The organism is Oceanobacillus sp. J11TS1 (assembly GCF_018333215.1).
Lineage (GTDB): Bacteria > Bacillota > Bacilli > Bacillales > Amphibacillaceae > Oceanobacillus.
Genome location: NZ_BORO01000009.1, coordinates 1 through 13,777, shown reverse-complemented (window position 1 = coordinate 13,777; position 13,777 = coordinate 1). Strand labels below are relative to the sequence as shown.

The 13,777-nt window shown below is 39.9% G+C and carries 10 protein-coding genes; 7 read left to right on the top strand and 3 right to left on the bottom strand.

The annotated features are described in order from the left end of the window. The first annotated feature begins 11 nt into the window (after positions 1 to 11). From preA to KI343_RS09020, 5 genes are all read left to right on the top strand, one after another. Complete coding sequence (gene preA, locus KI343_RS09040) at positions 12 to 1,283, top strand: NAD-dependent dihydropyrimidine dehydrogenase subunit PreA (protein WP_212926096.1); 1,272 nt, start codon at positions 12 to 14, stop codon at positions 1,281 to 1,283. A gap of 32 nt (positions 1,284 to 1,315) precedes the next feature. Further along, on the top strand, positions 1,316 to 2,737 hold the full coding sequence (gene hydA / locus KI343_RS09035) for a dihydropyrimidinase (protein ID WP_212926095.1): 1,422 nt from the start codon (positions 1,316 to 1,318) through the stop codon (positions 2,735 to 2,737). A 75-nt stretch (positions 2,738 to 2,812) separates the two neighbouring features. Beyond that, on the top strand, positions 2,813 to 4,288 hold the full coding sequence (locus KI343_RS09030; protein ID WP_212926094.1) for an NCS1 family transporter: 1,476 nt from the start codon (positions 2,813 to 2,815) through the stop codon (positions 4,286 to 4,288). A gap of 29 nt (positions 4,289 to 4,317) precedes the next feature. Next, positions 4,318 to 4,536 carry a hypothetical protein gene (locus tag KI343_RS09025; protein ID WP_212926093.1) on the top strand — a complete coding sequence of 73 codons (219 nt, stop codon included), beginning with the start codon at positions 4,318 to 4,320 and terminating at the stop codon, positions 4,534 to 4,536. 17 nt (positions 4,537 to 4,553) lie between these two features. Beyond that, positions 4,554 to 5,789 (top strand): Zn-dependent hydrolase, encoded by a 1,236-nt coding sequence (locus KI343_RS09020; RefSeq protein ID WP_212926092.1) that lies wholly within the window; start codon positions 4,554 to 4,556, stop codon positions 5,787 to 5,789. 52 nt (positions 5,790 to 5,841) lie between these two features. On the opposite strand, the gene KI343_RS09015 is transcribed toward KI343_RS09020, so the two are convergent. The 3 genes from KI343_RS09015 to KI343_RS09005 form a co-directional block, all read right to left on the bottom strand. Beyond that, the gene (locus KI343_RS09015; protein WP_212926091.1) at positions 5,842 to 6,327 is read right to left on the bottom strand and encodes a hypothetical protein; all 486 of its coding nucleotides are present in this window, start codon (positions 6,325 to 6,327) and stop codon (positions 5,842 to 5,844) included. 6 nt (positions 6,328 to 6,333) lie between these two features. Beyond that, entirely contained in the window at positions 6,334 to 7,962 is a 1,629-nt protein-coding gene (locus KI343_RS09010; RefSeq protein ID WP_212926090.1) for a sodium/proline symporter, read from the bottom strand. Between the two features lie 470 nt (positions 7,963 to 8,432). Then, complete coding sequence (locus tag KI343_RS09005) at positions 8,433 to 10,088, bottom strand: PucR family transcriptional regulator (RefSeq protein ID WP_212926089.1); 1,656 nt, start codon at positions 10,086 to 10,088, stop codon at positions 8,433 to 8,435. A 172-nt stretch (positions 10,089 to 10,260) separates the two neighbouring features. Between KI343_RS09005 and KI343_RS09000 the strand changes: the two genes are divergently transcribed. After that, on the top strand, positions 10,261 to 11,649 hold the full coding sequence (locus KI343_RS09000; protein WP_374705427.1) for an aspartate aminotransferase family protein: 1,389 nt from the start codon (positions 10,261 to 10,263) through the stop codon (positions 11,647 to 11,649). Between the two features lie 39 nt (positions 11,650 to 11,688). After that, positions 11,689 to 13,149: a CoA-acylating methylmalonate-semialdehyde dehydrogenase gene (locus tag KI343_RS08995; RefSeq protein WP_212926088.1), complete on the top strand. Its 1,461-nt coding sequence runs from the start codon at positions 11,689 to 11,691 to the stop codon at positions 13,147 to 13,149. Positions 13,150 to 13,777 lie beyond the last annotated feature (628 nt).

Genomic DNA, 13,777 nt, shown 5'->3' with positions numbered 1-13,777 from the left:
GGAGGATGTAAATGGCTGATATAAGTATCCATTTTGCTGGGATCAAATCACCTAATCCGTACTGGCTGGCATCTGCTCCCCCGACTAATACGGGGTACCAAGTACAGCGTGCCTTTGAAGCTGGATGGGGAGGGGCTGTATGGAAAACATTAGGTGAGCCAATATTAAATGTAACGTCACGCTTTGGTGCAAGCCACTTTAACGGACAGCGTGTTGCTGGATTCAACAATATCGAGTTAATTTCAGATCGACCATTAGAGGATAATTTAAAAGAAATCTATGAAACCAAAAAACGATTTCCAGACCGGGTAATTATTGCTTCTTTAATGGTAGAACCTCAACGTGAAAAATGGCATGAGATTGTAAAGAGAGTTCAAGACGTCGGAGTTGATGGGTTTGAATTAAATTTGGGCTGTCCCCATGGGATGTCTGAAAGGGGAATGGGGTCGGCAGTTGGACAACATCCGGATCTAGTAGAAAGGACGACGATGTATGCCAAAGAAGCGGCTGAGGTCCCGGTCATTACGAAGCTTACGCCAAACATTACCGATATAACAGCAACCGCAAAAGCTGCTGCCCGAGGCGGCGCAGACGCAATCAGTTTGATCAACACGATAAATAGTTTAATAGGTGTGGACTTAGAGACATGGAACACGATTCCCAATGTGAACGGAAAAGGGGCTCATGGCGGGTATTGCGGACCAGCAGTAAAACCAATTGCCTTAAATATGGTTGGGGAATGCGCGAGGAATTCGGAGGTTAATATCCCGATATCCGGAATTGGAGGGATTTCCACGTGGCAGGATACGGTGGAATTTATGTTGATGGGTGCGGGGAGTGTACAAATTTGTACAGCGGCAATGCATCATGGATTTCGTATTATTGATGACTTAACAGAGGGCTTGGAAAATTATTTGGATGAAAAAGGGATCGATTTTTTAAGTGACATTATTGGGAAATCTGTCGAAAAGTATACGGACTGGAGCAGCTTGGATTTAAATCATAAAGTGGTTGCCCGTATTAATAATGATGTGTGCATTAACTGTAATAAATGCCATATTGCGTGTGAAGATACGTCCCATCAATGTATCGACATGCTTACAGATGCAGATGGGAATGACATTTTGAGAGTTAGAGAGGAGGACTGTGTCGGATGTAATCTATGTTCCATCGTTTGTCCGGTAGATGGTGCAATTGACATGATAGACTTGACTCCAACCGAACCGCCAATGTCTTGGAATGACCGGCAGACAGCCATTCAAATGCTGAAAAACAGTAAATAGTATAACAATAATTTCTCAAGGAGGATTCATAGATGAAAAAAATAATTAAAAATGGAACCATTGTCACAGCGACAGACACTTATCAAGCGGACGTATTAATTGAAGATGAAAAAGTGAAGGCGATTGGACAGGATTTAAGTGACGTTTATGCAGAAGTTATTGATGCAATTGGTCTTTATGTTTTCCCTGGAGGAATTGACCCGCATACGCATATGGAAATGCCATTTGGCGGGACCGTAACCAAGGACGATTTTGAAAGCGGAACCATAGCGGCTGCACATGGAGGGACCACAACAATCATTGATTTTTGTTTAACAGAAAAAGGTAAAACACTAAAAAATGCTCTTGAAATATGGCATGCCAAATCAGAAGGCAGGGCTGTGATTGACTATGGATTCCATTTACAAATCGTAGAAGCAAACGAAAATGTTTTACAGGAAATTCCTTCTGTTATTGAAGAGGAAGGGGTTACTTCCTTTAAAGTGTTTATGGCTTACAAAAATGTTTTACAAGCAGATGATGAAACACTTTTCCAAACCTTAGTTACTGCTAGAGATCACGGCGGATTAGTGATGGTCCATGCAGAAAATGGAGATGTAATTGAACATTTAACCCAAGAAGCATTAAAAGCAGGCAACACCGATCCAATCTATCATGCCTTAACTCGTCCCCCAGAACTGGAAGGCGAAGCAACTGGCCGTGCAGCAAAACTAACGGCACTCGCTAACTCACAACTATATGTCGTGCATGTCACTTGTAAAGAAGCGGTGGAGCAAATTGCTGAAGCTAGAAGTAAGGGGTTCTCTGTTTATGGAGAAACTTGTCCGCAATATTTGGTACTTGACCAAACTTATTTGGAAAAGCCTGATTTTGAAGGAGCGAAATATGTATGGTCTCCGCCACTACGCGATAAATCTCATCAGGAAGTATTGTGGAATGCTTTAAAAAGCGGAGAGCTGCAAACGATTGGCTCTGACCACTGTGCTTTCGATTTTGATGGACAAAAGGATTTAGGAAAAGGAGACTTCTCAAAGATTCCAAATGGTGGTCCATTTGTCGAGGATCGCTTTAGCATTCTCTTCTCGGAAGGCGTGAAAAAAGGACGTATTTCCATTAATCAATTTGTAGATATCGTTTCGACGCAGGCAGCGAAACTGTTTGGTTTATTCCCGCAAAAAGGAACGATTGCTCCGGGTACGGATGCGGATATCGTCCTATTTGATCCGAATGTGGAACGTACGATATCCGTTCATACACATCATTCTGCCGTCGATTACAATGCTTTGGAAGGAATGAAAGTAACTGGGCAGCCGGTAACCGTTTTATCCCGAGGGGAGTTTGTCATCAAGGATAAAGAGCTAGTTGCCAAACCAGGGGCAGGAAAGTTCTTAAAACGAAAAAAATTTGATTCTTCGCGAACGAACGAGCAGGAAATAGCTTTTCATAAAAGTTAATAAAATAATCCATAGCTGCTTGTGGAACGAGAGGTATGAAGCAGCTTTTTGGATTCATCAAAGAGGAGAGAGGCGATGGCATTGCAGGGAAAGGGTAAAAGTAGTTCGTACTTAAAGTCTCCCGATTTGCTTCCGGTTAAGCACAATGAGCGGAAGATTGGAGTAATGGGCTTTTTTGCAATGTGGGTAGGAATGGCCATCCTGCTGGCAACTTTTGATATCGGTGCTTCAGGTATCCAGGGCATATCCCTGCCATGGGTTGTTTTAGCGACGTTGATTGGATGTATTGCGATTGGGGCGTTTATTACCATTATTGGCGATATTGGAGTAGAACATGGTATTTCCTTCCCGGTTTATATGAGGGCGCCGTTTGGAACTGTAGGTACGCATATTCCCTCTTTAACGAGGGCAGTTACCGCATCGTTTTGGTTCGGGATTAACACTTATTTTGGGGCAACAGCTATTAATGCGATACTGCATACGATGTTTGCCGGATTTGATAATTGGCTGTTATGTTACATTGTGTTTGCGCTTGTCCAGCTTATCAATACAGCTTCCGGGATTAAATGGGTAGAACGCTTTGCAGATGTAGCGGCACCAATCATTATTGTGATGTCTTTGATTATTTATCAAACGTTACATGCTGACATTCAAGCACAAGGAGCGGATGTCTGGTCGTGGGTGGCAAGCCCGGTAACTGGGGGAGCTGCATTTACAGCGTTTATGGTAGTTCTTTTTGCCAACATGGGTTTTTGGGCAACGCTAGGTTGCGATATACCAACGATATCACGCCATTTCAAAGCCCCTAAACATGAGAGAAATTGGTTTAAACGGAATAAAACAACTTTAATTGGCAGTTTCGTCGCTCTTCCTCTAACAGAAGCATTTATGATTATGATTGGGGCAGCAGCATTTATTGTTGCTGGGACCTCCAATCCAGTTACAGCACTGCAAGAAACGGCATCTGGATGGATGCTTGCGATGTTACTTTTCATGATTGTGTTGACACAGTGGTCCACTAATACAGCTGCAAATGTGTTACCGGCTGCTGCTGTATTCTCTAATGTTTTAGGTCCAAGGGTTTCCCATGCTGTCGCTGTTTTTGTTGCTGGTATTGTCGGGACGGTCATTCAGCCTTGGAGCGTCTATGAAATACTCACGCAAGTACTTTTAATTATTGGTGCCGTCCTATCCTCGGTTAGCGGCATCCTATTTGCAGATTACTATTTACTCCGAAAAAGAAGAGTGAACGTTCCTGACTTATACAAAAATCGTGGACAATATCGATTCCATGGCGGAGTTAACATTGTTGGATTTATTTCCTGGTTCATTGGCGGTGTCGTTGCTTTAATCTTTATGAACTATTCCTTTATTGTTGGTTTTGTGGTTGCGGCAGCAGTTTACTATGTATTGAACAAATATTGGTACTTCCACAAATACCCGCAAGCAGAAATTACGGATCCGGATGATGAAAAATATCTAGGTATTACTGTGGGCCGGGATTGGTCGATAGATGAGGAGATAGAGAAGGATGAAGTCGTTGCAAAATAGCGGAATGATAACGAAGAGGAGGTTTTTCATTGTCGAGTTACCAAACGTTTTTACAAGAAAAACAGCTTATTGATGAGTTGGTTAAAAATAATTATAAAATCACTTCGATTGTAGGGACACTGGACGGGGATAGGGTAGAATGGGAAAAAGAGGGCTTACCACACAAGCAGTCTGTCCTGTTAAGAAACGCTGATAGCAGAAAATATATAACGAATCTGCTAATGAAACATCAACTCCAAAAACAATAAACGCAGGGGGAGATATCGTGGAAAAACAAAAAGTGTTAATTAATGGAGAAAGATTAAAACAAACTGTTGAAGCGTTTGCGGATTTTGGAAGAACCGAAAAGAATGGGGTAACCCGTCTCGCATTATCCGAAATGGATATAAAAGTTAGAGACCATTTTAAAAACGTCTGTGAAGAACTTGGCATGACAGTGAAATGGGATGATATGGGCAGTATGTATGCAACGCTGGAAGGGGTGGATAATGATAAACCCCCAGTTGTTATCGGCTCGCATTTAGATTCCGTGGAAAAAGGCGGGAGATTTGACGGTGTGTTAGGTGTTTTAACGGGGCTTGAGGTAGTAAGAACTTTGGTTGAAAATAATATCAGGCCGCAGATTCCTGTGGTGGTAGCGAATATTACCAATGAGGAAGGAGCAAGATTTGAACCTTCGCTGATGGCTTCCGGAGTAATGTCTGGAAGGTTTGATAAAGGTGCAATGCTTAGGTCAACCGATAAAAACGGTGTAACCTTTGCAAAAGCTTTAAAAGAAAGCGGATATGAAGGCAGTAAAGAAAATCGTTTAACAGAAGCAGAGGCCTTTTTGGAACTGCATATTGAACAAGGACCTGTGTTAGAGAATGAATCCATTGATATTGGGGTTGTAGAATGTGTGGTTGGCATGTGCTGCTACGAAATCGAAGTAACCGGGGAATCCAATCATGCGGGAACTACGCCAATGCCAATGAGAAAAGATAGCTTATTTGCTGCCAATAACTTAATTAATGAAATACGGGAGAAAATGAGTGAATTAGATAGCGAACTCGTTTATACGATTGGAAGGATGAATGTGAACCCGAATATTCATTCCGTTATCCCAAATAAAGTAGTGTTTACACTTGAAGCACGCCATAAGGAAGCGGCTGTAATCAGTCAAGTAGAAGACATCATTCAAGGGTTAACGGAAACGGACGCCAAGGAAAAATGTGACGTAACGGTAACGAAGCTTTGGGACCGGGACACAGTATGGTTTCATGATAAACTGGTAGACTCTTTAGAGGAGTCCTGCAAAACCTTAGGCTGCTCCTATAAACGGATGGCAAGCGGTGCAGGGCATGATGCGCAATTTATTGCGACCTATTTACCTGCTGCTATGGTCTTCGTGCCAAGCGTTAACGGAAAAAGCCATGCAGAAGATGAACTAACTTCCTGGGAAGATTGTGAACGTGGGGTAAACGTGGTTTTGCAGACTGTTCTGGACTTAACGGCGGATTGAATAGTCACAAAAACAGGTATAGGAAAGGAAACCTCTACCTGTTTTTGTTGTTTCATAAAGGATGATATTGTCCCGATACACCGTCAACAATGAAATCTGACGAACCATCTTTTTCGTTCCAAACCACCCAGTAAGGACGATAAAATATTTGCTGTTGCTCTCTCTTTAGTTCTTTAAATGAAATCATCCTCATTTTTAAAGATAAGGAACGATAAATGAATGATTCAGAAAAGGAAGCACAGTCCTTCAAGGTGTACGTTTGTGGCATCTGTTGCTCAATTGAAATTTCAAGCTCTTTCCATTTTGGCTTGTAATCAATAAGTGATCCTCTGCCGCTAATCGAGTCAATGGCACATCCTACTTTTTCATTTAAAGGAAGGAAAAGGCGTTTCGCTTTTATGTTATAACTAAAATAATAATAAGGATAGTAGATGACACGTTCTGCAATAAAATTAGAATGAGGATGTAACTTCTTAAAACTTGATTCAATTTGGTCTTTATTAAATTCTACAGGTTGTGTAAACACTTTAGCACTCAAAGCAGACTACCCCTCTAACCTTAAATCAATTTCAGGTTCTATTTCGAAATTTTTATCTCTTTTCCTTTTTGTCACTAATTCGGGATCCTCTTGGGTTTGAATGAACTTAGAAATATTGCGTGCTTCAGGGGCAAGGTCTTCAAAAATCCCTTTTTCTAATTTTTTTGGAATCCTCTTGTTTTGCTTTGCTAAGTCATACGCCTCTAAAATAGGATCTGAAGGAGGTGTACCAAATTGATTTCCAATGAACATGGCAATAAGAGAAGCAATTAGACCAGCTAAAAACGGATGTAGTCCGCTAGCATTTTGTAAGGCCAATATCTCCCAAAGAATATTTATTATAGAACCGCTAATCATCGCACAAAGAATTCCTATTTTATTCGCTTTCCTTGAATAGACGGAGGCAACAAAGGGAACAAGAAATGTATTTCCCAGTACACCAAAGGCAAACACGACAAGAGCAAATACAGTTGGAGGTTCATAGGTCGCGACAATGATACCGATAATACCGCCAACGAAAATGCATAGCCTGGACACTAAAAGTAACTGCTTATGACTGGCTTTTTTGTTGATGAAACGATGATAAATATCACGTGAAAGTGTTGTGCCTGCTTGCATAAGCAAGGAATCACAAGTAGACATTATTGCAGCCATAATAGCTGAAAGTAAAATGGCAGCCAATATACCTGGGAAGAATGTATATACGAGTTCTGGAATAACCATTTCAGGATCTGATACAACAGGCATAATAACAATAGCTGACAAACCTAATATATAAGGAGTAAATGTAAATAATTGATTAAAGGCAGCGGACCATATAATTGCATTTTTTGTAGTGTTTGCGCTTTGCATTGACATATGCCTTACTGTTACATGAGGGAGTCCCATATAGCCAATAGCATAAATGAGTACAGCTCCTATAATAACGCCCCACTGACCGTAATAAATCAGATCTTTCCCCCAAATACTTAGGTAAGTTGGATCAATGGCAGCTAGTTGTGCATTTAAGCCTGACAAACCGCCAACTTTAGGCAGTACCATAATACCGATAGCTGTAACCCCAATTAGCATAATAATTCCTTGGATAAATCCGCTCACAGCAACAGCAAGATAACCGCCAGCCACTGTATAGATAATAATAACACCAACACCGAGGATAAGCGCCCACTCATATGAAAAACCTGACATTGCCGATAATGCTTTACCAGCAGCAATAAACTGAGCGAATGCATAAGCGAAAAGAAAGATTATCGCTATAATAGCTCCGTAAACACGTATTCCAAAGCTTTCAAAACGTTTCTCCAAGTATTCAATCGGTGAAAGTGCTCCGAGTAGTTGGGACAACCTTCGCATCCTTTTTCCCAATACAGATAAATTGACGATGGATCCACCGGCATCCCCTATGGCATACCATAATGCATGCCAGCCTTCTTGAAAGGCCTGAGCGGGGCCGCCCATGAACATAAACCCACTCATTGACGAACTCTGCATGCTGATTGCGGTGACAGGGGCTCCAATTTTTCGGTTTCCTAATAAATAATGATCAGCAGATGCAGAAGCGCTTTTAGTAAAATATAAACCTATTCCTAGCATCCCTAATAAATAGGTGAAAAAAATGATAATGTCTAAGTTCATCTAGTAATCAGTTCCTTTCTGTTATCACTTTATTCCTTATTCGCTCTGATCTTCGAGTTTTTCGTCACGTCGCAATTTAAAATACATAACGAGAGCTAGTATCACCCATATTAATGGCCAAGGCAGCATGAATAATACGGTTTCTAGAGGTAAATTGAACATAGATCCATCCCCTTTTAAATGGTGAAAATCAAAATTGATACTAAACAGGTGTTGCTCGCTTATTTAAAATAAACTAACTGTAAAAAAACTGTACTAACGGAATTTACTTATTTCATTATGTGTTTCTTTATGTTTGATTGATTAACCGTTCCCCCCCTTTGTGCATCAGATTATATTATTTTAAAAAAATATAATTACCTTTGAATATAATGAAACAACTAAATAACAACAATCATCATAATGTTAAAAGTGGACTAGATCTAATTTACAATGTGTCTATTAATTTAAAAGGAGCATCCCATCCTAAGCTATTTAAGTTCTTTTATAGAATGCGATTCCTCTTGCGATGTCTGGTTTAATAGATAATAGGCACTCAATGCCAGCTCAATCGCCTGTCGGTTGATTGGCTCCGCAAGATCTGTTCTTAGTAGCTTTTCAATCTTTTCTAAACGGTGGTACAAAGTTTGTCGAACAATAAATAGTTTGTTAGCGGTTTCTTTTTTGGACCCCATACATTTTAGGTATACAGAAAGTGTGGAGAGCAGATTGCTTTTCGTTTTGTTATCATATTGTAAAAGAGGACCTAAATAATCTTGCACATATGCCTCAAGTTTGTTGCTATTATACATTTCTATTAATAAGCGATAGACACCAATTTCTTCATAGAAATACGTCTCTATTAAATTAGCATTTTGAATAAGTATCGCATCTTTTGCTTCCTTATAACTGAGATGAGAAGTATCATAATCAACATGGACATTACTGATTCCGAAAGTATACTGATTCCCGTTAAAAATATCCTTTTGTTGGCTGTTCTTTAATTCATTAATAATATCTATAAATCGGTTCGTATATTTTTGGGCATTCTTTTGATGATATAAGGCAGCAATAACGGCAATTTCATTTCGTCCGACAGATACAGCTGGCATAAATCCGTTCTTCCTAAATAATGAGCGAATAATCATTGCTTGCTGTAATTTCATTTCTTCCCAATTCTCTTCTTTATTATTTAAATTAAAGGTGTTCGTCTCAATCAAAAATAAACGATAATATAGGTTCTTTGCTGAAGAGGGCAATATTTTTTGAATCTCACTAACATCAAGGTCTCTCCCGCTTAACATCTTTCTGACAATCTCTTCTTCTTGGTTTTGTTTTCGTTCTTCGATTGTCTTATTTCGAAGCATTATTTGTGCAATTGCTAATGCTGCGCGATCAATTATGGAAAAAGAGAATTCATCTAACTTTTCGTGTTCTATCTGTAAACATAAATATCCCCAAGTATGTCCCAGCCCTTTAATAGGAAAAATCGTGTAATAATTCTTGTCCAATTTATAGCATGTATAGGGGGTCGGCTTCTTAATATTTTTAATTCGTGTTTTCATCCATTGCGCATGGTCTTTGATCATCGGAGGGTAATAATAGGCTTTTGCGTCATCTGATACAAATAAGACAGGTGCATAGAAATGTGCGTACAGCTCTTTCAAAATATTTAAGGTTCCATTTGGTAATAAGGAAAGTTCATTAAATTTCTCTGAAAAACTAGAAAGCTGGCTCAGCATTTGGTGATGATGATTAATGATTACTGTGTGAAGGTCTTGTGTGATGTCTACGAATTTAACAATCTCGTCGAAGATAATGAAAGGTAAGTCATGATCATTGGCATATTGAATAATCTCAGGTGCAATTTCTTTGATGTGGGTACCCAGTTCAATGCATACCCCTGCGACATTCTTATTTACCAATTTGTCCAAGTGGTGAAGTCCATCCGGAGAATCGAATTTAATTCCAGAACCTGTAGTTAGAATTAATTCGCCTCCATTAATGAAAGATTCGATGTCTCCTAGTTCCAATATGTGTGTCCATTTAATCTCGCGGTTTAATCCGCCTTTTCCGGCAACAACGACAGCATTTCGAAATAAATCTCTGGAAAGAACATCTTTTACTTGAATACTCCATTTCTCCAATATATTTGCCACCCTTCATTTCGTTAAAGTATAATTCGAAATATTTGACACTTTGTAAAATGAAAACTAAATGGAAAGGTTATAAAATAAACTATGTAATATACTTAATATTATGTCAAGTTCCAAAGGTTTAAGTTCCGAAAATGCTTCTCAATAAGACGTTTTGTAAATGATGGAAGTACAGAAAGGAGAAGGTGGAATGGAATCTGTAAAGAAAAAACAATCTTTGGTGGAAAGGGATCGTCAGAATGTTTGGCATCATATTTCTCCGTATAGTGAAAAAAATCCGCCAATGATTGTGGAAGAAGGAAAAGGTTCCTGGATTACAGATCATCAAGGGAAACGATATTTGGACGGAATGTCGGGACTCTATTGTGTCAATGTGGGATATGGCCGTGAAGAGTTAGCGCAGGCCGCATATGAGCAAATTAAGAAAATGGCTTATGTTCCAATGACGCAAAGCCATGGTCCTGCTATTGAACTTGCAGAAAAGGTAAATGAAATGCTTGATGGAGACTATGTCATTTTTTATTCCAATAGTGGTTCCGATGCGAATGAAGTTGCTTTCAAAATGGCCCGTCAATATCACCAGCAGAATGGAGACACCTCACGCTATAAAGTTATTTCACGATACCGTGCCTATCATGGCAGTTCGATGGGAGCATTGTCAGCAACAGGTCAAGCATTAAGAAAATATAAATATGAACCGCTATCTTCAGGTTTTTTACATGTTGCCCCTCCTGATAATTACCGTAAACCAGAAGGGATATCTGTGGAGGAATATAATTTAGAACGCGCGCGAGAAATAGAGGAAACAATCATTTGGGAACAGGAAGAGACGATTGCAGCAGTAATTATGGAGCCGCTCATCACAGGCGGAGGAGTGCTGATCCCACATCCTGTGTATGTAGAACAAGTGCAAGAAATTTGTAAACGGCACGGTGTTTTGCTTATTATCGATGAAGTTATCTGCGGTTTTGGCCGAACAGGAAAAGCTTTTGGACATCAGCATTTTAATATAAAGCCGGATATAGTCACGATGGCAAAAGGGCTGACGAGTGCTTATCTTCCATTATCTATTACAGCTGTTCGAAAAGACATCTATGAAACTTTCAAGGATAGCGAAGAAAATAGTCATTTTCGTCATGTGAATACATTTGGAGGGAACCCGGCTGCATGTGCTTTGGCACTCAAAAATATTGAAATCTTGGAAAAGGAAAATTTATTTGATCGATCTGTAGAGTTAGGAAATCGCCTTTTAAATGGTTTGGATGCATTCCGAAAGCTTGATTTTGTAGGTGATGCCCGTGGATTAGGCTTAATCGTTGGAATTGAAATCGTTGAAGATAAGCTTACGAAAAAGCCAGCATCCCAAGATTTTGTTGGCGGATTGATCGCTGCATGCAAGGAGAATGGTTTAATTATTGGTAAAAACGGCGATACCGTCGCTGGCTATAACAATATTTTGGCACTTAGTCCGCCACTGTCTAGTACGGATGATGATATTGATTTTATAATTTCTGTCTTGAAAAAGGTATTTCATGAAACAACAGCGAAATGATTACTAAAATGTTTATTAAGGTATAAGGGAGGACTTCAATTGACACAAACAATGGTAAAGGAATTAAGGAACTACGTCGGAGGAAAATGGATCGAAGCAAAGACAGATAAAACGGAACCTGTGTATAATCCAGCGACTGGCGAGGTTATTGCAAATGTACCTATCTCAACCCAAGAGGATGTGGAATATGCAATCCAAGTTGCTCACGAGGCCTTTCAATCATGGAAAGATGTAGCTGTACCTAAACGCACAAGAATCCTATTTAAATATCAACAACTACTCGTTGATAATTGGGAGGAACTAGCAAAACTAATTACCGTTGAAAATGGAAAAAGCTATACGGAAGCATATGGAGAAGTGCAGCGAGGGATTGAAAATGTCGAATTTGCTGCTGGTGCTCCTTCCTTAATGATGGGGGAACAGCTTCCATCGATTGCAACGGACTTGGAATCTGGTGTGTATCGCTATCCCATCGGTGTCATTGGTGGAATTACTCCATTTAACTTTCCAATGATGGTGCCATGCTGGATGTTCCCGATGGCACTTGCAACAGGAAATACGTTTGTGCTGAAGCCATCGGAACGTACACCACTTTTAGCGAATCGTTTAGCAGAGTTATTAGAAGAGGCGGGTTTACCAGCTGGCGTGTTTAATATCGTTCATGGTGCTCATGATGTCGTAAACACTTTATTAGATCATAAACAAATAGCGGCGATTTCCTTTGTCGGATCCCAGCCTGTTGCAGAATATGTCTACAAACGTGGGACGAACAATCTAAAACGTGTGCAAGCGCTAGCTGGTGCCAAAAATCATTCTATCGTACTAAGTGATGCCAATTTAGATAATGCTTCGACGCAAATCATGAACGCAGCATTTGGTTCTGCAGGAGAAAGGTGTATGGCTGCTTCTGTAGTAGCAGTGGAGGATTCCGTTGCTGATGAGTTTTTATCGCTCCTTACCCAAAAAGCCAATGAAATTGAAATTGGCAACGGCTTGGACGACGGAATTTTCCTTGGACCGGTAATTCGTGAACAACATAAAGAACGAACATTAAATTATATTGAAACCGGAGAAAAAGAAGGAGCGAAACTGGTTCGCGACGGTAGAAAAGATGAGGCGGTTAAAAAAGAGGGCTATTTTGTCGGCCCGACGATATTTGATAATGTCACATCAGAAATGACTATCTGGAAAGATGAAATTTTCGCACCTGTATTATCCATTGCCCGTGTAAAAGATTTAGACGATGCAATCAATCTAACGAATCAATCCCGATTTGCAAATGGCGCTTGCATTTTCACGAGAGATGGGGGAAACGTTCGTCAGTTCCGTGAAACAATCGATGCTGGAATGCTTGGTGTCAATATCGGTGTGCCTGCGCCAATGGCATTTTTCCCATTCTCAGGATGGAAAGATTCTTTCTATGGAGATTTGCATGCAAACGGAAAAGACGGGTTACAATTTTATACGAGAAAGAAAGTTATTACGACAAAGTGGGTGTAACTTTTTAGAAAATAAAACGGAGCTTATCGATATTGCTATATTGATAAGCTCCGTTTTATTTTATGGTAATGAAAAGGTAACTAGTTTTAAAACCTTTCATTAAAAAGAGTAAATTGAAATACATTAACTGAAAAGTCGCTCCAACCAAAGCTGACCCCGCTCAGAAAACTGAAAAGTCGCTCCAACCAAAGTTGACCCCGCTCAGAAAACTGAAAAGTCGCTCCAACCAAAGCTGAATCCGCTCAGAAAACTGAAAAGTCGCTCCAACCAAAGCTGAATCCGCTCAGAAAACTGAAAAGTCGCTCCAACCAAAGCTGAATCCGCTCAGAAAACTGAAAAGTCGCTCCAACTTAATCCCGAACCCGCTACAGAAAAAAGTCAAGTCCTTATTTATGTGTAAAATTGATTATATGTTTTCAACTCACATTAGGTATTGATTGAATTTTATTTGTTAGGAAGGGGTACCCCTTCCTAACAAATAAAATTTTCGCGTGGCGCGGTGTGCCACGGTTAGCTTTTTGTGCGATAAATGAATTTCTTTCCACCTGTATCCATTCTCTCTTCACAATCCATCAATACAGAACCAATCAGACGAAATGCTGATTCTTCATTAGGGAAAATACGTATA

Coding starts and splice junctions, on each gene's coding strand:
- preA (WP_212926096.1), top strand. CDS start 12: ATGGCTGATATAAGTATCCATTTTGCTGGGATCAAATCACCTAATCCG.
- hydA (WP_212926095.1), top strand. CDS start 1,316: ATGAAAAAAATAATTAAAAATGGAACCATTGTCACAGCGACAGACACT.
- KI343_RS09030 (WP_212926094.1), top strand. CDS start 2,813: ATGGCATTGCAGGGAAAGGGTAAAAGTAGTTCGTACTTAAAGTCTCCC.
- KI343_RS09010 (WP_212926090.1), bottom strand. CDS start 7,962: ATGAACTTAGACATTATCATTTTTTTCACCTATTTATTAGGGATGCTA.
- KI343_RS09000 (WP_374705427.1), top strand. CDS start 10,261: ATGGAAGTACAGAAAGGAGAAGGTGGAATGGAATCTGTAAAGAAAAAA.